Here is an 18,484-nt window from a genome sequence, read left to right as displayed (position 1 = left end):
GGATTTTTACAATGCGGACTTTAGATAAGGTGATGATGAATCTTTGTCGTTATAACACATGCTTTTCCCAAACTTCGTCGCAGCACGAACTCTCGTGCTGCGACGAAGCATTATTCCGCCGATATACGTACAACACTCTCAAGCTTTGCCGCTTTGGTCGCCGCGCCGTCATTTTTCACCGTGACGAACAGGGCGTGATTAGCCTCATCGAGTGCCAGGCTATTGGGGTGCGGACGCAACGCCAGGGTGTTAATTCGCTGCAGCGATCGGGCATCAAAGATCGTCACCGTGCCCGCGCCCTTTTCGACTCTGACACCGTTGCGGTTGGTGACATAAATGCGCTGCTGCTGCGCATCCAGCAGTAAGCCAATCGGCACCTGATCGGTATCCACCTTCGCCAGAACCTTGCCGCTGTCTGCATCCAGAGCAAACAGCTGATGTCCGCTGCTGCGTCGGGTGTAGGTCTGTCCCAGATAGTTATTTCGCGGCTTGTCACGATCGATCCCCTGATCAACGCCAAGCAGGCGATTCCCCTGCGGGTCATAGACCAGATTGAGCAGTTGATCGGCTTCAATCTCCTGCGTATGGGTGATCTCAAGCGTGTCCGCGTTCAGCGTCATCAGTTGCCCCTGCATATTGGAGACAAACACCCGACGCCCCGCTTCATCAATGGCGATACCGGTGGCGTTAAAGCCAAAACCAGGAATGACTTTCTCAAGCTGCTGCTTGCGGGTATCCACGACGAACAGCACACTTTCTACGCCGTAGCCTAGACCGGGTAAAAACAGTCGACCGCTGCGCGCGTCATATTTCACTTCACGTACTTTGTACAAGTAATCATCGCTGATACCGAAGCGCTGTAACTCTTCCAGCATTTAGTGGTGAGTTCACGCAGCCCCGCCGGATTGAGCAGCAGTTTGGCGCGCGCATTGGTGGTTTGCACTTCGCGCGGATCGCCCACCGGCGTGTAAGCGGGCAGATCGATGTCACTGCGGCGGCGCTGGCGATCAACGCTGACACGAAACGCCAGCTGTTCATCAATCAGTGGGCCACTGGCCATCGCCGCCAGTTATGAGGCGTGCTGATTGCCAAATCCACCCTTTATAGCGCTCTCCCATTCGAAGCTGGGATCTTTGGTGGTCATCACAATCGCACCGGCGATGGCATTGCGACCCTGAATGTAACTTTGCGGCCCTCGAAACACTTCCACGCGATCTAAATCCCACAGCGATTGCGGTCCATAGGCCTGTTCGTTATAGGTGAGCGCACGGCCATCCAGTGATAATCCTAAACGCGGGCGTGTTCCGCTAAGGAATGCCCCTGCACCCGTCGATGGGCCGGAGCCATGCACCCCGCGCACTGTTGGCAGATCGTTGCCGATCCCGACATCAACGGTATTCGCGGTCATCCGCATTAAGTCTGAAACGGTTTCAGCACCGGGCAGTGAATCAATCCTGCGGCTATCAAAAACTTCAACGCTCGATCCGGTATCAAAAATCGATCGTTCCGTTTTCTCTCCGGTTACCACCAGCTCTTGTTCGTCCTGATAGCTACGCTCCCGGCTGCTGGTAACTTCCTCCGAGTCCTTTTCTGCGGCGACGGCGGAACCCGACATGCCAATACACAGGCCGATAGCGATACTGATGACTTTAAGACGCGCATAATAGCCGTGGTGTGTGGTAATAGACTGACGCTTTTCGCGTGTCTCCTTCATCCCAAAGGTTTAAAAAACATTCATGTTTATTGACACAACCCACATTTTATTGAGTGCCATCAGTCTTTATTTTTCTGACTAACGGCAATAGCAAAGCCACCTCTTTTGCAGAGGTTGTTATAAGAAGATGTTCGTGAAGCGTAAAAAAGTGTTGCCAACCATAATCACTAATATCAGGCGATGCAAACAAATATTACACATTCATGAAAGCGTATTGTTATTAGCGGATCTATTAACCTGCCGGATTCAGCGGTTATTAACATGCGATAAATATCTGCACTAAAATAATCTCACAGTGATATGATTTTAAATCACAAGCGGATTCTTAATTTTTTTGTCAACCTTGTTCAGGTTGCTGGAGATGAAAAATGGGACTGATTGAACTGTTGAGACATACGCCAACATGGGTGTGGATATTACTCGTCTATCTGATTTTTCGCGGCATTAAGGCATTACAGACTCGTGAAGTCGCGGTGCAAAAACTGTTCTACATTCCAGTTTTGTTTTTAGTTTGGGGCTTTTATGGCGTATTTCGGGAAACCACCTGGGTTGCTTATACGCTGTTTTCCATGATTATCGGTTTACTGATTGGGGGTATCATCGGTGCCATGTTGTCTCACGCGACAGGCAAACCCATCTCCAGTGAAAATCACGGCATGATTATTCGCCCAGGTTCGGCGTTGCCATTAATATTTATGTTATTAGCCTTTGCCGCCAAATATACGCTTTCCGTTTCTGTGGCTTTGCACCCTGAATTAATCGCTTCCCTGTCATTTAATCTGATTCACGGTGCAATCAGCGGCGTTACTGCGGGGATATTCTGGGGGAGCATGCTGGTTTATTTCATTCCCTGGTATCGACAGCTAAAGAGGTTATCCCTTTAACGAGCAAAAGAGGGAGGACGCCACCCTCAGGCATTCCCTTCGCGACATTAACGCTTTGTGATCAACGCGGCTAATGCCAGCTGCGGAATCGTCAACGGACGCTCGCTCTCCGGCAGGCTGTCTGCCGCCGCCGCCATTGAAACCTGCGCCAGTGCTAGGTGTTGTGCGCCCTGCTCGCGTCCCTGTTTTACCGCGTCAGCGATGAGCGCGTGGTAGCGTTGATGATCACCCGCTTTAAATGCGGCCCAGGCGTCAGGAATCAGAGCGACCTGTGGCTGTTTTTCAGATGGCAACGTTGGTGGACAGAACAACAGACGGGTAGCCGCTAAGGTTGACTCAGCCGCGCAGAGTACCAGCGCAGGCCCTGCCATTTGATGCAGGTGATCTGCCAGCATCCGATCTGCGCGATAGACCGGGCAGCCCGATTTTTGCGGTTGGAAGGTGTCGGCCACTGGCCCCAGCGTTGAACAAGTAATGACTATCGCATCAAACCACGGTCCCATACTGTGCATCAGCTGAGCCAAACGTTGCTGTTGCTCCTGCGTCATACCGGCATTTTGCTCAGCTTCAGCCAGCAGGTGCGGCATCACAATATGGCTCAGTGTGTGGGGAGGTAATTCAAGGGCGTGTGCCGCGTGATCGAACAGCGCGATATTACTGGCGGCGGTGTGCAGGCAAGCGATGGTCATGGTCATCCTTATAGTTATGCTATTTATAGGTCCGCTGAGTCCTGGCGGCGTGATTGCAGTGGTAGATTATTGCTTCACCATCTAATAATATTCAAAATTATTTAACATTCCTTAGCCGTTACCCTCATGAACCTGCACGTGCTCGCCTTTATCATTGCGATCTTACCTGTGGCCTTGTCGCCAGGGGCGAGTTTCACCCTCGCGATTAACAACACGCTGGTGGCAGGCACGCGCGGGCTGGCGGCGATCATTCTCGGCACGGCTCTGGGTATTTATACCCATGCGCTGCTGATTGGTCTGGGCATCAGCGCCCTGCTGGTGCGTTCCCCCATTATCTTTAATCTGTTAAGCGTGGCGGGTGCTGCTTATCTGCTGTGGCTCGGCGTACAGTTGTTGCGTCGAGGTCGTCATATTTCCCAACCCGTCGCCTCTTACCGTAGCGCCCGCATGGGGATTAAAGATGCCTGGCTAGCCAATCTGCTTAATCCAAAAGCGGTGATGTTGTATCTCACCGTGGTATCGCAATTCGCCGGTCGCGATCATGCCTTGCTGCATTATCTGCTGCTGGCCTCCATACACGTTGCCATTATGGCACTGTGGCTGGTGATCATCTGTTTTACGCTGCTGACTTCAGCACGAGTGATCAGCATTCGTAAGCTGTCCATCGCCATCAACATTGGCGGCGGGCTGATACTGGTGTTTTTTGCTATCAGCAATTTGGTTCAGCTTTTTATGAAATTAAAAGGATTTTCATCATGATGGCATTAAGCGACTTCGGCCCACGCATCTGCATTTTGGGGCCTTCAAACAGCGGTAAATCGACACTGGCTCAGGCCATCGCCAGCAAGACAGCGCGCCCGCTCATCCACCTGGATCAGCTTTATCACCTCCCCAACACGCACTGGCAAGCCCGCGCTGAAGCAGATTTCCGGCAACTGCATCTCGACGCTATCGCAGGGGAAAGCTGGGTCATGGACGGCAATTATGTGCGCACGCTACCGGACCGCTTAACGCGTGCCAGTGGTATCATTCTGCTTGACCTGCCACCGACTCAAAGTTTCTTTCGTTATCTGCGTCGTACGCTGTTTGATGCCCAGCGCATTGGCGGTGTTGTCCCCTCACATCAGCGCGAGAAGTTGACCTGGGAAATGACGCGTTATCTGCTTATCACCTCTCGGCGCCATCGCCCGCGTAACCAACGCATGTATGCGGAATGGACCTTGCCCAAGCTGTTGCTTAGCTCCCCTTATGAGGTTAACCAACTCTGCCGAGAATGGGGCTTGCTCACGGACAAAATCTAATCCACGCGTCACAGCCTTGGTGGCAATAATTTAATCATGGATTTGATTGAATTCAGAAGATAACCGGCATCCTGACAACGTTAATATTTACCGCTTCGCATGCAATCCCTTCAGGGCCGGCTATGATAAATAAGTCTTTATTACGCCCTGTGATAAGACCTGCTCTCATTGGAAATGTTTGGTACAGGATTGTACAAGCCCGGTTGCCACCACTCCCGGGCTTTATTTTTGTAGCGATGAGAATTTTTTGGTGAAATGTGAAGTCGAGGACGTGAAGAACATCATTATTTATTGCTGACATCAAACACGTTACTGTTAATTTTTACTCGCTCTCCTAACGACCAGCCTTTTTTCCCCAGGATACGGTCTGGCGTGCCGTCCGGCACATTGAAATAATACGCCCCTGATGGCGTACCTGAAGAGCTATTCTCTTGAAAAATATCGTCTGAGTGTAGACCCATCTCCTTGACTTCGTCTTCCGTCAGACCTAATTCATTTGCAAGTGAAGAATAATCCATTGTTTATCCCCTTAATGCTATAAAAATCAATGATTACGCACTTTTAATGCGCGACTCACGCTACTTATCCTTGAATGGATCGTGCTTGTGATCCTGGCTATCATCACGCGTGCGAGGGATCTCGCCATGTTCATCAGGATTATCTGTAGCGGGATGATCATCCTCTTCGTACGCATTGCCGGCATTGGGCGCGGCCTCCGGAAGGCCTTTTTTGACATTGCCTTCTTTCTTTCGCTGTTCGTTCGTATTATGTGCTTTCATAATTAACTCCTTAGGAAGGAATGTTTTAGGTTAGGCTAACTTTTAAAAGTTCGCTTTCATGACTTAGCGTTTTAGTTATTTAATCGCATGTATCCGGACATCAATAATTTCCCGCTTGGCTTTTATCACTGTGTAAAAACACTGACAATGTTCTGACCTTCACTTGCCCGAGATTGAACCATTTATACGGCTTCGTTTATTTTCGTTCGAACAAATAACCACCTGCTAATATTTTTTCTTCTCCTATATTTAATGGGGTCATTAAATCAGTCACTGGAGAATAGCAATGTCGAGCGAAACCGATAAGAAAAAGCTGACTCAGCGAGCCCCGACGAAAGGGCCAGAATCATCACAACCTGGATTAGGGTCGCTGGCACCCATAGACGGTTCACACCAACCTCCCGCTGAACCAACTCCACCCGGAAAGCAGCCTACGGCACCGGGCAGCCTCAAAGCTCCTGATACACAGAGCACCAAGCTTGAGCAACTTGCTGCGCATCGTAAAAACGGCACCGAGCAGCCTCTAACGACGAATCAGGGCACGCGGATTGCGAACGATCAAAACTCATTGCGCGCGGGCACGCGTGGCCCGACTTTGCTTGAAGATTTCATCATGCGTGAAAAAATCACGCACTTTGACCATGAACGCATCCCTGAACGCATCGTTCACGCCCGAGGATCCGCTGCACACGGCTACTTCCAGCCATACCACTCGTTAAAAGCGCTGACTAAAGCGCACTTCCTTTCTGATCCGGAACGAGTCACGCCGGTGTTTGTCCGTTTTTCCACCGTCCAGGGCGGTGCCGGATCGGCTGACACCGTGCGCGATATTCGCGGGTTTGCCACTAAGTTTTATACCGATGAAGGGGTTTTTGATTTAGTGGGTAACAATACCCCGGTATTTTTCATTCAGGATGCTCATAAGTTCCCGGATTTTGTGCACGCCGTTAAGCCTGAGCCGCACAATGAAATCCCTCAGGGTCAAAGTGCACATGACACCTTCTGGGATTACGTTTCCCTGCAGCCTGAGACCTTGCATAACGTTATCTGGGCGATGTCCGACCGCGGGATTCCACGCAGTTACCGCACCATGGAAGGCTTCGGTATTCACACTTTCCGACTGATCAATGCGGAAGGCAAAGCGACCTTTGTGCGCTTCCACTGGAAGCCTGTCGCAGGTAAAGCCTCTTTGCTCTGGGATGAGTCGCAAAAACTGACCGGACGCGACCCTGATTTCCACCGACGCGATTTGTGGGAAGCCATTGAAGCCGGAGACTTCCCTGAATATGAATTAGGCCTACAACTGATCCCCGAAGAGGACGAGTTTAAGTTCGATTTCGATATCCTGGATGCCACCAAATTGATTCCGGAAGAGCTGGTGCCAGTAGAAATCGTTGGCAAGATGGTATTAAACCGCAATCCCGATAACTTCTTTGCTGAAACGGAACAGGTTGCTTTCCATCCAGGACATATTGTTCCGGGGCTGGATTTTTCAAACGATCCCCTGCTACAAGGCAGATTGTTCTCCTATACCGATACGCAGATTAGCCGCCTGGGTGGCCCTAATTTCCATGAGATCCCTATTAATCGTCCGGTTTGCCCTTACCATAATTTCCAACGGCAGGGCATGCACCGTCAGGACATTGATACTAATCCAGCGAATTATGAACCCAATTCGATTAATGATAATTGGCCACGTGAAACACCGCCGGCAGCGGAAGGTGGCGGCTTTGACAGTTATCAGGAGCGCATGGAGGGGCATAAAGTGCGCGAGCGTAGCCCGTCCTTTGGCGAATATTACTCTCAGCCGAGATTATTCTGGTTAAGCCAAACGCCTGTCGAGCAACAGCACATCATTGATGCCTATTCATTTGAGTTAAGCAAAGTCGCCCGACCGTACATTCGTGAGCGAGTGGTCGATCATCTGTTGAATATTGATATTGCCTTAGCGCAAGGGGTTGCTGATAACCTCGGGATTGCCTTGACGGCTGATCAATTGAAGACGCCGCCAGCACCCGATGTTAATGGCCTGCAGAAAGACAGTAGTCTGAGTTTGTATGCTGTTCCCGACGGTGATATCAAAGGCCGCCAGGTTGCCCTGCTGTTGAACGATGGCGTGAAATCAGCAGATGTACTGGCTGTATTACAGTCACTTAAAGCGGCTGGCGTACATACAAAATTATTGGCGGCTCACATGGGACAGGTTCGAGCCGACGATGGTTCAGTCTTACCCATTGATGCGACCTTTGCTGGGCTCCCTTCACTGACCTTTGACGCGGTGTTTGTACCCGATGGCAACATTGATGCGCTGTTGCTGAGTGGTGACAGTCGTTATTTCTTGCTGGAGGCTTATAAACATCTGAAGGTGATCGGCCTGAGCGGTGAAGCACGCCGCTTTAAAGCCCAGTTTGCGCTGCAGGAGAGCGAAAAAGAAGAGGGAATTATTGAAGGTGACAGTTCAGATGATGCTTTGCTGAGTGCTTTTATAGATGCAATGAAAGCACACCGTGTCTGGTCACGTAGCCAGAAAGCCCTTTCCGTTCCTGCCTGATGTTACGCATCGTCCAGAGGAATATTCCTCTGGACGACTTGGCTGTTATTTCACATTACTTCAAACGGAACGCCACCACACTGTCACCCGCCTGGGTGCCCAGCGAACCGTGACCGCCCGCCGCAATCACCACGTACTGCTTACCGTCTTTACCCATAAAGGTCGACGGTGTGGCTTGTGCGCCCGCGCTCAGCTCGGTCTGCCACAGCAACTCACCGGTGGTGCTGTCGTAAGCGCGGAAGAAGTTATCCGCGGTTGCGCCATGGAACACCAGGTCACCCGCTGTCAGCAATGGACCACCGTGTGCCACCATGCCCATCGGGAAGCCGATTGGGAAGCGGCCCGGCAGGAAGCTGGTTTTCAGGTTTTTGGTCACACCCACACGGCGCAACCACTCGGTTTTCCCGGTTTTCAGGTCTACGCCCACCATACGACCCCACGGCGGTGCGATACACGGAATGCCGAGGCCAGAGGCCAGCTGCTGAATGTGAATCGCGTAGTCACCCTGGAAGTTTTCATTCCAGTATGGCTGACCATCTTTGGTGAACAGACGCTGCGTTTCGGTCTGCGGCGTACGCCTGATCAGGTTGTATTTGTAAGCCAGGCGCACAGGCGCGGCAATCAGCATCTGACGCTGCGGATCAACCGCCACAGAACCCCAGTTGAACACGCCAATGTTACCCGGGAAGATCAGCGAACCGGCTTCAGTAGCTGGCGTCCATGGGTTGCCATCATAACGCAGCGAACGGAAGTCCATGCGGCATGACATCTGGTCAAACGGCGTGATGCCCCACATTGATTTCTCAGTCAGCGGGTCTGGAATAAAGTTCAGGCTTGATACCGGCTGTGTCGCGGCAAACTTCTCACCCGGCACACCGCCTTCAGTGGAAACCTTCACCTGATTAACCGGATACACGGGCTGACCGGTCAGGCGATTCAAGACAAACAGGTTGCCGGTTTTAGTTGGCAGGATCACCACAGGCTGTTTCTGGCCTTGATAATCGATATCCAGCAATGACGGCTGTGATGGGTTATCGCGGTCCCACAGATCGTGGTTCGAACTCTGATAACGCCATTTGAACGCACCGGTTTGCAGATCCAGCGCCACTAACGCATCGCGGAACTTCTCGGTGTTGCTGTTGGCATCACGTTCGATACCCACTTCATCCGGTGACGCGTTACCAAACGGCACGTAAACCAGACCATTTTTCAGGTCAGCGCTCAGCGTACCCCAGGCGACTGGCGTATCTTGCGGGTAGTTTTGTCCCGCAGCGATCGGCGCCGTATTTTCTGGGTTCGATGGATCAAAGTTCCACACCAGACGACCGGTTTCAGCGTCATAAGCACGAATCACACCTGACGGGTTACCACTGTTGAAGCCGTTGTCCATCACGGAACCACCGACAATCACCAGCTTGCCGGCCACCAGCGGTGCGGCGGTTTGCATCAACGCATGTGGACGTACTTCACCCATGTTGGCATGCAGATCCACCACACCATTGGTGCCGAAATCAGCACAAGGTTTGCCGGTATCGGCATCCAGTGCAATCAGCTGTGCATCGGTGGTGGCGTTGAAGATACGCTTACGGCAGATGGCCGGCGCTGCAGCAGAATCCTGCGCAGCAACCGGGCTTTGCTCGTAATAGCTCACGCCACGGCAGGTCTGGTGCTGCTGCAGGTAAGAACGATCTTTATTCGGCGTGTACTTCCACTTCACTGCACCGGTTTCGGGATCAAGTGCGTGCACTTCGTTATGCGGCGTACAGAAATACAGCATGCCGTTGGCTTTCACCGGCGTCGCTTCGAAGGTGTATTCGCTGGCATCCGCATCCTGACGCAGGTCACCAGTGTGGTAAGTCCAGGCCACTTCGAGGTTTTGCACGTTTTCTTTGCTGATTTGATTCAGTGAAGAGAAACGCTGGCCATCAGTGGTGCCGCCGTACGCGGTCCAGTCGTTAGCGGCGCCCTGCTCGCTAGCTTGTTCACGCGCATTGCTAATCGTGCCCGCCTGCGGTAACGGATCGTAGAAGCACAGACCGATCACCACCACAATCATCACGATCACCGTGCCACCCAGGAAGGTGTGGAAGCGGCGTTCGCCTTGATACAGCGGTTTCACCACCCACGGCATCGCCAGCCACAGGCCAATCACGCCAAACAGGTCGCCGCGTGGGATCCACTGCCATTTATCAAAGCCCACTTCCCAGATAATCCAGGCCAGGGTAATCCACATCAAAACCGCATACAGCGCCAGTGCACTACGCTGGTTTCTGAACAGTAAAATGGCGGTGATCAGTAAGCCCACCGCCATCAATGCATAGAACGCGCTGCCGCCCAGCATCAGCAACTTACCACCCATATAGAGCAACGCTAATGCCAGAATCGCCAGCACGATACTGGTTAATTTGTTAACCATGCCAATCCCTCAACGTTTTTCATCAATTACCACCCAAAATAAACCTACATAAACTCAACAGAATTTTAACTTACGTTATCGAACAGTAAAAACCCGTTGCTGAGTGTGTCGTTAGCTCCGCTTATGAATGTAGCCGGGCTAATGACTGACAAATCAGGCAGCCTTCAATCTGTGACTGAAATCACGTTTTATTTTTCGTTGTGATAATTAATCATTAGTGAGGATAACTCGCATTTTTTGATAACGGCAGTTGCGCAATCTTTCACCCTTCGTGGCTTTTGCGCTCATTGCATATCGTTGCGCGGATTTGTTACTACGCCTGCTGTAGCGGAAAACTTACGCTGTTTTCTTTTTTCTCAGGGAAACATCATGAAACTCACGTTTATCGCCAGCGCATTGTTGGCCGCCACCTTCACCACTTATGCCGCCAATACCGAACTCGTGGTCGGCGACCAAAAGGGGAACGCCCGCGCCGTGATGTCAGCAGCCGGTGAACTCACCAATGTGCCTTATGAAATCAAATGGTACGAATTCCCTAACGCCGCGCCGCTGCTGGAATCACTCAATTCTCAGCATCTGGATGCCGGATTAGTCGGTGATGGTCCGCTGGCTTTTGCCGTGGCGGCTGGGGCTAAAATCCGCGCTATTCAGGCCTCACAATATTTGGGTAACGGGCTGCTTGTTAAAAAGGATAGCGCCGTCCATACCATTGCCGACCTCAAAGGCAAAAAGGTGGCCACGGTGAAAGGTTCATCGGGTCAGAACATGGTGCTCAACGCGCTGCACCAGGCCGGTTTGCCTGATGACAGCGTTAACTTTGTTTTCACCACGCCTGCTGAGGCGACATTGGCATTGGATAACGGTGCCGTGGATGCGGTGGCGACATGGGAACCGTATGTCTCTTTTGCGGTGGCTCAGTCAGGTGATCGCATCGCCATTGACGGCAAGGAGGCACCGGTCTCCAACTATCTGGTGGCGACCGATAGCGCTATCAGCAATAAACGTGCAGAGCTGGCTGATTTCCGACAGCGTCTGATTCGCGCTCGCGCCTGGGGCGTGGCTCATCCGCAGGAGTATGCCAATGGCATCGCATCATTACTGCGTCTGCCAGATGCCGTCGCCTTGAGTAAGGTTCAGCGTGAAAACAACGCTCCGGTGGAAGACTACACGCTGGTGGCGCAACGCCAGCAGGCTGCGATTGATACTTTCGCACGTAGCGGGTTAATCAAACCCGGCTTGCAGGCGAGCAGTCTGGTCGATGCGTCATTTTTTGCCAAAGCAGGAGCCACTAAACCATGATGAACCTGGCGCTGTACCTCGACTCAGGCATTCATCAGGGTGGCTGGCGTCATCCGCAAGCCGCCACGACCGGTGGCCGCAACTGGCCGCTGTACCGCAAAATTGCCCAACGCGCTGAAGCGGCAAAACTCGATATGATCTTTGTTGCGGATAAGCTGGCGATTGATGATGTGTATGGCGGACATCTGGCGCACACCGTGCAGCATCGCCAGGTGGGCTGGTCTGAGCCGCTCACCCTGCTGGCCGCGCTGGCGGCGGTCACCGATCGTATTGGCTTAGGCGGCACCGTCTCATCCTCCTATTCCGAGCCCTATACCACCGCGCGACAGCTGGCCAACATCGATCACATCAGCGATGGGCGTGCCGCGTGGAATGTGGTGACTTCATTAACCCATGCCGAAGCACGTAATTTCGGCCGCAGCCAGCACTTCAGCCATGAGGATCGCTATCGCCGCGCGGCAGAGTTCATCGACGTGATGAAAGCACTCTGGGACAGCTTCGAAGAGGATGCATTGGTGGTGGAAAAATGCAGCGCACGCTTTGCCGATCCGGCACGTTTCCACCGCTTCGACCATCAGGGCGAGTCATTCGAGGTACAAGGACCGTTGAACCTGCCCCGTCCACCGCAAGGGCATCCGGTAGTGATTCAGGCTGGTGTTTCTGAGGCGTTTATTGACCTGGCGGCCCAACACGCGGAGATGCTGTTTGTTGTGCAACCGAACCGGGAACGCGCACAGCAGTTCTACCAAACGATCAAGGAGCGTGCTCAGCACTATCAGCGTCAGCCTGATCAACTGCGTATCATGCCGGGATTAGTGCCGATTGTCGGCCACAGCGAGCAAGATGCACGCGACCGCGCTGAACACCTCAAATCACTGATCACCGTGGAATCCGGGCTCAGTTTTGTTTCTGCCAGCATGAACATCGATCTGTCACAGTATCCGGTGGATGGACCGGTGCCCGACTTGCGCGAGCAAATTACCGGCAGTAAAGGACGTTTTCAGTATGTGATTGCTAACGCCATAGAGCAGAAACTCACTCTGGGGGAGATGGCCAAACGCTATGCGGAGAGCTTGTCGTTCCCTTCACCGACTGGCACGGCGGATCAAATCGCGCAACAGATGATTGACTGGTATCAACATCAAGCCTGCGATGGGTTTGTGATTCTCCCCACCTACATTGATGAAAATGAAGATCTCTTCCTCAGCCAGGTGGTACCCCGTTTGCAGGATGCGGGCGTGTTTCATCAGGATTATGCAGCGGGCACGCTGCGCGAACGTTTAGGCCTCGTGAAACCAGCTAATCGCTTTCATTGATGGATTTTGATCATCGCAAGTAATCGCAAAATGTGGGTGTTTTGAGATTGCTTGCGATCATGAGTAGTTAACAGATGACTGGATGTCGCTCAGAGGTCATTTATACCCTTCGCACTATAAAAGAACGCTTATGTGATCATGCTGGTGCAGACAGACATACAACGGGCGTCCTGATGGTCGCCCTTGCTACAGAAAGGCCTTACCTTGTATATCCGCGCTAATTGTTAGCAGCCTTACCATTCTGGCATCAGCTTTGCTTAATGAATCCTGTGTTCTATTTCAGGAGTCGCGCTATGCAAGCATCCTCTACTCGCTACACTATTTTTTCACTGCTGTTTCTCATCGCGCTGATCAACTACGTTGATCGCGGCGCACTCTCGTTTGCTGCTAACGCTATCTCTCAGGAATTTCACTTCACCAAAGTTCAACTGGGTGCGGTATTGGGCTATTTCGGTTTTGGCTACCTGTTCGGCTCGCTGTGTGGCGGTTTTCTCGCTGATAGATTGGGCACCAAAAAAGTGTGGTTGATGGCGGGGATTCTTTGGTCCTTGCTGGAAATTGGCACCGCATGGGCCGGTGAAGTCGGCATGGCGCTGTTTAGTGGTTCAGCCATTATGGGATTTGCTGCATTGCGTATCCTGTTTGGTTTTTCCGAAGGCCCGGCCTATGCGTTGATGAATAAAACCATTGCCCACTGGGCCCCGGATAATGAACGCGGTTTTGCGCTGAGCATCGGTTTACTCAGCACTCAGGTAGGTTCACTGCTGACCGCACCCATTGCCGTGGGTTTGCTGCTGTTAACCAACGACTGGCGCATGATGTTTATCCTGCTCGGCGCTTTCTCGCTGCTGGCGATGTTGCTGTTTGCACGCAACTTTACCGACACACCGCTGCTGCATCCCCGCGCCAATACGGCCGAACGTCAGCTGATCATCAATGGACAAAAGCCTGAAAGCCAACATGAGTGTGCACTGCCGTGGTGGCGTTTCTTTACCAGTCGCACGCTGGTGTGCAACGCACTTGGCTATTTCAGTTTTCTCTATATCACCTTTACGCTGGTCACCTGGCTGCCTAAATATCTGCAAGATAACTTCCACTACGATCTACATTCGTTATGGTACGTGGCGATGATTCCGTGGAGCGGTGCCTGTTTCACTGTGTTGCTTGGCGGGCGTATAGCCGATCGTTTGCTGGCACGCTTTAACAACCTTCGCCTGGCAAGGAACGTCTTCGCAGCCGTCACGCTGTGCGCGACCGCCTGCTGTTTTATGGCGATTCCGTGGGTCAGTTCAGCGGCAGGGATCATCGCTCTGATGACGCTAGGTAACGCGCTCAATGCGCTGGTGAATAACGTGTATTGGTCGGTGGTGATTGATGTGACGCCAAAAGCTTCGGTAGGTGCTTACAGTGGCATGACGCTGGCGATAGCCAACCTTGCCTCCATCATCTCCCCGATGCTGTGCGGCTGGCTGGCGGAATATTACGGTTATAACGCCATGTTCACCGTTACCGCCTGCATTGCGTTTGGCAGCATGCTGGCGATGACGCTATTACAACCCGAGAAACGCCTGCAGGCTGATGCACCCAAAGTGGCAGCACAGCAGGCGATGTAATTTTACACCGCGTGCCGCTGGCAGAACGCAGCAATGTCTGGCGATTGGAAATCCGCCAAATGCGTCATCAGCTTCTCCAGCGGCCAGTTCCACCACGCAATCGCCTGCAACTGCGCCGCGATTTCTGGTGTGAAGCGGCCACGAATGGGTTTCGCAGGGACGCCGCCCACAATGGTGTAAGGGGCCACATCTTTGGTCACAACCGCGCCAGCCGCCAATACCGCGCCGTCACCAACGGTCACGCCCGGCAGCACAATGACGCCATGACCAATCCACACATCATTACCGATGATCACGCGGTCCTCGCGGCGATCGGCAAAGAAGCCTGCGTCACGCTGCGCCTGCGGGTCATAATATTCCGGGCAGTAGGTAAAACGATGCTGGGACGCACGATCCATCGGATGATTTGGCGCACCAATACGCACCTGATTGGCTATCGCGGTAAAGCGACCAATTTGCGCATCAGCGACACAACAGTGCTCGCCGAGGTAAGAAAAATCGCCCAATTCGCTATATTCAAGATAACTTTCGGCGAGGATCTCACATTGCTGACCAATGTGGGTTTCGCGCATACGCACGCTAGGATCGATGACGGTGTGTTGCAGTTTAGCCGGTTGGACAGCGGCAAGGGCCATAGCAAGCTCCAATGTGGGCAGAGGTCTGGATAACGAGTTGTAATAGGTCAAGCGCGAAGCACAACACTAAAGCGGCAAGATGACAGAAATGCTATCGTAGCGGCTTCGTTTGAGGCCATTTAAGGAAAGGGAATGAGAACACCGTGGTCACTGTTAGCTCTATTGTGGTCTTCTGGCCAGGCGTCAGCAGCACTGCCCGCTGATATCAAAGCAGGTGATATCGTGCAGGTGCAGTTATCACAATTGCATCCCACGCAAGCCGCGATTGGTTATCGCCAGTTGGATTACAAACTGCACCGTTACCAGGCCGATCCCAAAAAGCTGTTCGATGATTTTTGTGAAAGCATGGGGCAGAAAGGCGTAGACAAGTTCAACAGCAAATCACGCATCTCCGATCCTGACAGCTTCACCTGTAAAGCCCCGGTGGGTGCGCAGCCAGGACCGATGAAAACTGCCGTCATCGCCCCGGATAATGCGCTCTATCTCACTGATGGGCATCACACCTTCAGTAATTTCGCTGATGTTGGGGGTTTGAAAACGCTGGTACAGGTGCGCATCACCAATGATTTCCGCAGTCTGAAAACGATGAATGCGTTCTGGCAGCAAATGGAAGCCGCCCATCTGGTCTGGCTGGATACGCCTAAAGGCAAAATCACCCCGCATGACCTGCCTAAAGAGTTGGGCCGTAAACACATGCAGGATGATGAATATCGTTCGCTGGTCTATTTCGTGCGCGATATCGGCTTTGAGAAAGAGGACAATCCGCCGCCGTTCCTTGAATTCTATTGGGGTAAATGGCTTGAGACTGAACTGCCGCTGAAATCATTCGATCTGCACGATCGCAAAGGCTATGGCGCAGCGGTCACCGCCATTGCTGAAAAAATCACCGACGTACCTAAAGACACGGTGATTGCCCAGAGCGACGCCGGACCGCTCACCGCTGAAAAGTTGGGGGCGATGAAAAAGGTCAACGCGAAGAAACTCGATAAGATGATTTCTGCGGATGGAAAACTTGGCTGGGCGTTTAAACAATAACGCCACTGCCTCTGACTAAACCCAGAAAATTGTGCGCCGTTGCCGTCAATGCATGCTCATGCCAGGCCACCGCTAATCCGGTAGTCGGTACCGGCGCTTTTATCTGTTTAAAAACCACGCCTGATAAGCTGAATTGGCGCATCGATTCCGGCACCAGCGATACCCCTAACCCCGCTGCCACGACCGATAATATCGAAACGATATGCGGTGCGGGCTGCCCTTCTACCGGGGTGAAGCCCTGCTGGCGGCAGGCTTGCAGCACGGATTCACGCAAGCTGGTACCGCTCTCCTTCGGTGTCAAAATAAAGTGCTCGTCGCGCAACGACGGCAACGCAATTTTACCGCGTAAGCGCGCCTGCGGATGGTTAAGTGGCAATGCAGCCACCAGCGGTTCCTGCAATAAGAGCTGAACCGTCACGTTATCCGGCATCGCGTTTTCCTGCCGTAGTAGCGCGATATCCAGTTGCTGATTGGCGAGCGCCTGAAGCAACACAATGGAGTTGGCCTCCATCACGTTCAGCATCACGTCGGGATAGGCCTGTCGGAAGGCGCGGATAAAACCAGGCACCAGCGGATTCATCCCCACGGTGCCCGTAAACCCTAAGCGCAACGAACCTGATTCACCTTGTGCCGCGCGGCGTGCGGCATCCACCGCCGCAGAAGCGATACCCGGCAGAGGCTGAACGGATTGCAAAAATGCACGTCCGGCCTCCGTCAGTTCCACACCCTGTGCAGTGCGGTTGAACAACGCATAGCCAATCTCTGTTTCGAGATCCTTGATTTGCATGCTGAGCGGTGGTTGTCCTATGCCGAGTTTCGCCGCTGCGCGCGTAAAATTACGCTCGCTGGCAACAGCAAGGAAGTAGCGTATGTGGCGTAACTCCATCTGTTTTATAGATACCTTTATGCAGCGCTATATATTGGACAGATGATAGGCGGCGCGGTAGCGTTGTGCAATCTTCGTTACCCTGGAATCACCATGAGTCGCTCGTTAGAAAATGTCCTGCCTGTCTCATCCCCTGCAACGTCCAGCATCGCGCGTGGGAGCAGTGAGTATCGCCGCGCGGGTATTGCTTTTTTCATGCTCGGACTCGCCAGCTTTTCACTGATCTACTGTGTACAGCCACTGCTGCCTGCCTTTACCCATGCTTTTGGCATCACGCCCGCGCAAAGTTCACTGGCGCTGTCGCTCACCACCGGCTTGCTGGCGGTGTCAATTTTGCTGGCAGGGGCATTTTCTCAGGCGGTCGGACGTCGTGGATTGATGTTCACGTCGATGGCACTGGCATCGGTCTGCAATTTCATCGCCGCCGTATTACCGAATTGGCATCTGCTTCTGGTCGCCCGCGCAGTGGAAGGCGTGGTGCTGGGCGGTGTGCCCGCGGTAGCGATGGCCTGGCTGGCAGAGGAGATCGACAAAAAAGATCTCGGTAAAACCATGGGATTGTATGTCGGCGGCACGGCGTTTGGCGCGATGGTGGGCCGCGTTGGCATGGGGTTGCTGACTGAATTCACCTCATGGCGCATCGCTATGGGTGTGCTGGGCCTGCTCGGTTTGGCAGCAGCGATGGCGTTTGTGCTGCTTTTACCTGAATCGCGTCATTTCGAACGCAAACCCGGCCTCAATCTTCACTTCCACTTCAAAGCCTGGTTCAGTCATCTCGGCAATAAGGGGCTGATTCGCCTGTATGCCACCGGTTTTTTCCTCACCAGTGTATTTGTCACGCTGTTTAACTACGCCACCTTCCGCCTCTCTGAGGCGCCGTTTAACTTTAGCCAAACACAAGTCAGCCTGATTTTCTGCGCCTATGCGATTGGTATTGTCTCTTCCTCACTGTCGGGCAGCCTGGCCGATCGGTTTGGTCGTAAGCCGTTGCTAATTGCCGGTTTTCAGTTGTTGCTGGCCGGTATTTTGCTGACGGTGCCGGATAACCTGTTGTGTCTGATTGGCGGTATTATCCTGATCACCAGCGGTTTCTTTGTGGCGCACGCTGCGGCGAGCGGTTCCGTCGGCCCGCTAGCCGGTAACAATCGCGGCCATGCTTCGTCGCTGTATCTGTTGTTCTATTACATGGGTTCCAGCATTACGGGCTCGTTCGGCGGCTGGTTCTGGCTGCACGGTGGCTGGAATGCGGTAGTGGGCTTGACGGTGGTTATCGCGCTGGCAGGGTTGGCGTTAAGTGGATTGTCGCGGCAGGCGTAGCGTGTCAGGCGACTTATAATCGTCGCCTGACACGTTCAACTATGGACAC

At 52.9% G+C, this 18,484-nt stretch carries 15 protein-coding genes and 2 pseudogenes; 9 read left to right on the top strand and 8 right to left on the bottom strand.

Going from position 1 to position 18,484, the window contains the following annotated elements; translation table 11 throughout:
- Positions 1-110 precede the first annotated feature (110 nt).
- Together FD737_RS05305 and FD737_RS05300 are read right to left on the bottom strand one after the other, a co-directional pair.
- Positions 111-875 (bottom strand): annotated as a pseudogene (locus FD737_RS05305) (YncE family protein); the annotation flags it as partial.
- Positions 845-1,615 (bottom strand): annotated as a pseudogene (locus FD737_RS05300) (TonB-dependent receptor plug domain-containing protein); the annotation flags it as partial. The pseudogenes FD737_RS05305 and FD737_RS05300, both read right to left, overlap by 31 nt.
- A 467-nt stretch (positions 1,616-2,082) precedes the next feature.
- Between FD737_RS05300 and FD737_RS23815 the strand changes: the two are divergent.
- The gene (locus FD737_RS23815; protein WP_237448744.1) at positions 2,083-2,598 is read left to right on the top strand and encodes a DUF6622 family protein; all 516 of its coding nucleotides are present in this window, start codon (positions 2,083-2,085) and stop codon (positions 2,596-2,598) included.
- A gap of 47 nt (positions 2,599-2,645) precedes the next feature.
- Here the strand turns inward: FD737_RS23815 and FD737_RS05290 are convergent, their stop codons facing one another.
- Positions 2,646-3,287 (bottom strand): glutamate racemase, encoded by a 642-nt coding sequence (locus tag FD737_RS05290; RefSeq protein ID WP_160832903.1) that lies wholly within the window; start codon positions 3,285-3,287, stop codon positions 2,646-2,648.
- Between the two features lie 138 nt (positions 3,288-3,425).
- Between FD737_RS05290 and FD737_RS05285 the strand changes: the two genes are divergently transcribed.
- On the top strand, positions 3,426-4,046 hold the full coding sequence (locus tag FD737_RS05285; RefSeq protein ID WP_370523006.1) for a LysE family translocator: 621 nt from the start codon (positions 3,426-3,428) through the stop codon (positions 4,044-4,046).
- A complete protein-coding gene (locus FD737_RS05280) occupies positions 4,043-4,588 on the top strand; it encodes an AAA family ATPase (RefSeq protein ID WP_237448743.1) in 546 nt (181 codons plus the stop codon). Before FD737_RS05285 ends, FD737_RS05280 begins: the two co-directional genes overlap by 4 nt.
- Before the next feature lie 284 nt (positions 4,589-4,872).
- Here FD737_RS05280 and FD737_RS05275 read toward each other — a convergent pair whose 3' ends face one another.
- Complete coding sequence (locus FD737_RS05275; RefSeq protein WP_058959945.1) at positions 4,873-5,106, bottom strand: hypothetical protein; 234 nt, start codon at positions 5,104-5,106, stop codon at positions 4,873-4,875.
- 60 nt (positions 5,107-5,166) lie between these two features.
- Positions 5,167-5,367, bottom strand: a complete 201-nt coding sequence (locus FD737_RS05270) for a hypothetical protein (RefSeq protein WP_160832901.1) — start codon at positions 5,365-5,367, stop codon at positions 5,167-5,169.
- Positions 5,368-5,653: 286 nt separating this feature from the next.
- On the opposite strand from FD737_RS05270, the gene katE reads away from it, so the two are divergent.
- The gene (gene katE, locus FD737_RS05265; RefSeq protein ID WP_160832900.1) at positions 5,654-7,918 is read left to right on the top strand and encodes a catalase HPII; all 2,265 of its coding nucleotides are present in this window, start codon (positions 5,654-5,656) and stop codon (positions 7,916-7,918) included.
- A 55-nt stretch (positions 7,919-7,973) separates the two neighbouring features.
- Here katE and FD737_RS05260 read toward each other — a convergent pair whose 3' ends face one another.
- Positions 7,974-10,334, bottom strand: a complete 2,361-nt coding sequence (locus tag FD737_RS05260) for a membrane-bound PQQ-dependent dehydrogenase, glucose/quinate/shikimate family (RefSeq protein ID WP_160832899.1) — start codon at positions 10,332-10,334, stop codon at positions 7,974-7,976.
- Between the two features lie 369 nt (positions 10,335-10,703).
- On the opposite strand from FD737_RS05260, the gene FD737_RS05255 reads away from it, so the two are divergent.
- From FD737_RS05255 to FD737_RS05245, 3 genes are all read left to right on the top strand, one after another.
- On the top strand, positions 10,704-11,633 hold the full coding sequence (locus FD737_RS05255; RefSeq protein ID WP_160832898.1) for an aliphatic sulfonate ABC transporter substrate-binding protein: 930 nt from the start codon (positions 10,704-10,706) through the stop codon (positions 11,631-11,633).
- Positions 11,630-12,949: an NtaA/DmoA family FMN-dependent monooxygenase gene (locus FD737_RS05250; protein ID WP_160832897.1), complete on the top strand. Its 1,320-nt coding sequence runs from the start codon at positions 11,630-11,632 to the stop codon at positions 12,947-12,949. Before FD737_RS05255 ends, FD737_RS05250 begins: the two co-directional genes overlap by 4 nt.
- 293 nt (positions 12,950-13,242) lie before the next feature.
- Positions 13,243-14,562 (top strand): MFS transporter, encoded by a 1,320-nt coding sequence (locus FD737_RS05245; protein ID WP_097117172.1) that lies wholly within the window; start codon positions 13,243-13,245, stop codon positions 14,560-14,562.
- A gap of 2 nt (positions 14,563-14,564) precedes the next feature.
- Here FD737_RS05245 and FD737_RS05240 read toward each other — a convergent pair whose 3' ends face one another.
- Positions 14,565-15,197: a DapH/DapD/GlmU-related protein gene (locus tag FD737_RS05240; protein WP_034827214.1), complete on the bottom strand. Its 633-nt coding sequence runs from the start codon at positions 15,195-15,197 to the stop codon at positions 14,565-14,567.
- 132 nt (positions 15,198-15,329) lie between these two features.
- On the opposite strand from FD737_RS05240, the gene FD737_RS05235 reads away from it, so the two are divergent.
- Complete coding sequence (locus FD737_RS05235; RefSeq protein WP_160832896.1) at positions 15,330-16,232, top strand: ParB/Srx family N-terminal domain-containing protein; 903 nt, start codon at positions 15,330-15,332, stop codon at positions 16,230-16,232.
- Here the strand turns inward: FD737_RS05235 and FD737_RS05230 are convergent.
- The gene (locus tag FD737_RS05230) at positions 16,222-17,118 is read right to left on the bottom strand and encodes a LysR family transcriptional regulator (protein WP_160832895.1); all 897 of its coding nucleotides are present in this window, start codon (positions 17,116-17,118) and stop codon (positions 16,222-16,224) included. The two genes, FD737_RS05235 and FD737_RS05230, sit on opposite strands and share 11 nt — an antisense overlap.
- Before the next feature lie 93 nt (positions 17,119-17,211).
- Between FD737_RS05230 and FD737_RS05225 the strand changes: the two genes are divergently transcribed.
- Entirely contained in the window at positions 17,212-18,435 is a 1,224-nt protein-coding gene (locus tag FD737_RS05225; RefSeq protein ID WP_160832894.1) for an MFS transporter, read from the top strand.
- Positions 18,436-18,484: the final 49 nt, after the last annotated feature.

Source organism: Pantoea sp. Seng, assembly GCF_009829935.1.
Lineage (GTDB): Bacteria > Pseudomonadota > Gammaproteobacteria > Enterobacterales > Enterobacteriaceae > Pantoea > Pantoea communis.
Note: the sequence above shows the minus strand (reverse complement) of the source record. Positions and strands in the feature narration are given on the sequence as shown.

What these genes read in the sequence shown, in the direction of transcription:
- FD737_RS23815 (WP_237448744.1), top strand. Translation starts at nt 2,083, where the DNA reads ATGGGACTGATTGAACTGTTGAGACATACGCCAACATGGGTGTGGATA.
- FD737_RS05290 (WP_160832903.1), bottom strand. Translation starts at nt 3,287, where the DNA reads ATGACCATCGCTTGCCTGCACACCGCCGCCAGTAATATCGCGCTGTTC.
- FD737_RS05280 (WP_237448743.1), top strand. Translation starts at nt 4,043, where the DNA reads ATGATGGCATTAAGCGACTTCGGCCCACGCATCTGCATTTTGGGGCCT.
- FD737_RS05275 (WP_058959945.1), bottom strand. Translation starts at nt 5,106, where the DNA reads ATGGATTATTCTTCACTTGCAAATGAATTAGGTCTGACGGAAGACGAA.
- FD737_RS05270 (WP_160832901.1), bottom strand. Translation starts at nt 5,367, where the DNA reads ATGAAAGCACATAATACGAACGAACAGCGAAAGAAAGAAGGCAATGTC.
- katE (WP_160832900.1), top strand. Translation starts at nt 5,654, where the DNA reads ATGTCGAGCGAAACCGATAAGAAAAAGCTGACTCAGCGAGCCCCGACG.
- FD737_RS05260 (WP_160832899.1), bottom strand. Translation starts at nt 10,334, where the DNA reads ATGGTTAACAAATTAACCAGTATCGTGCTGGCGATTCTGGCATTAGCG.
- FD737_RS05255 (WP_160832898.1), top strand. Translation starts at nt 10,704, where the DNA reads ATGAAACTCACGTTTATCGCCAGCGCATTGTTGGCCGCCACCTTCACC.
- FD737_RS05250 (WP_160832897.1), top strand. Translation starts at nt 11,630, where the DNA reads ATGATGAACCTGGCGCTGTACCTCGACTCAGGCATTCATCAGGGTGGC.
- FD737_RS05245 (WP_097117172.1), top strand. Translation starts at nt 13,243, where the DNA reads ATGCAAGCATCCTCTACTCGCTACACTATTTTTTCACTGCTGTTTCTC.
- FD737_RS05240 (WP_034827214.1), bottom strand. Translation starts at nt 15,197, where the DNA reads ATGGCCCTTGCCGCTGTCCAACCGGCTAAACTGCAACACACCGTCATC.
- FD737_RS05235 (WP_160832896.1), top strand. Translation starts at nt 15,330, where the DNA reads ATGAGAACACCGTGGTCACTGTTAGCTCTATTGTGGTCTTCTGGCCAG.
- FD737_RS05230 (WP_160832895.1), bottom strand. Translation starts at nt 17,118, where the DNA reads ATGGAGTTACGCCACATACGCTACTTCCTTGCTGTTGCCAGCGAGCGT.
- FD737_RS05225 (WP_160832894.1), top strand. Translation starts at nt 17,212, where the DNA reads ATGAGTCGCTCGTTAGAAAATGTCCTGCCTGTCTCATCCCCTGCAACG.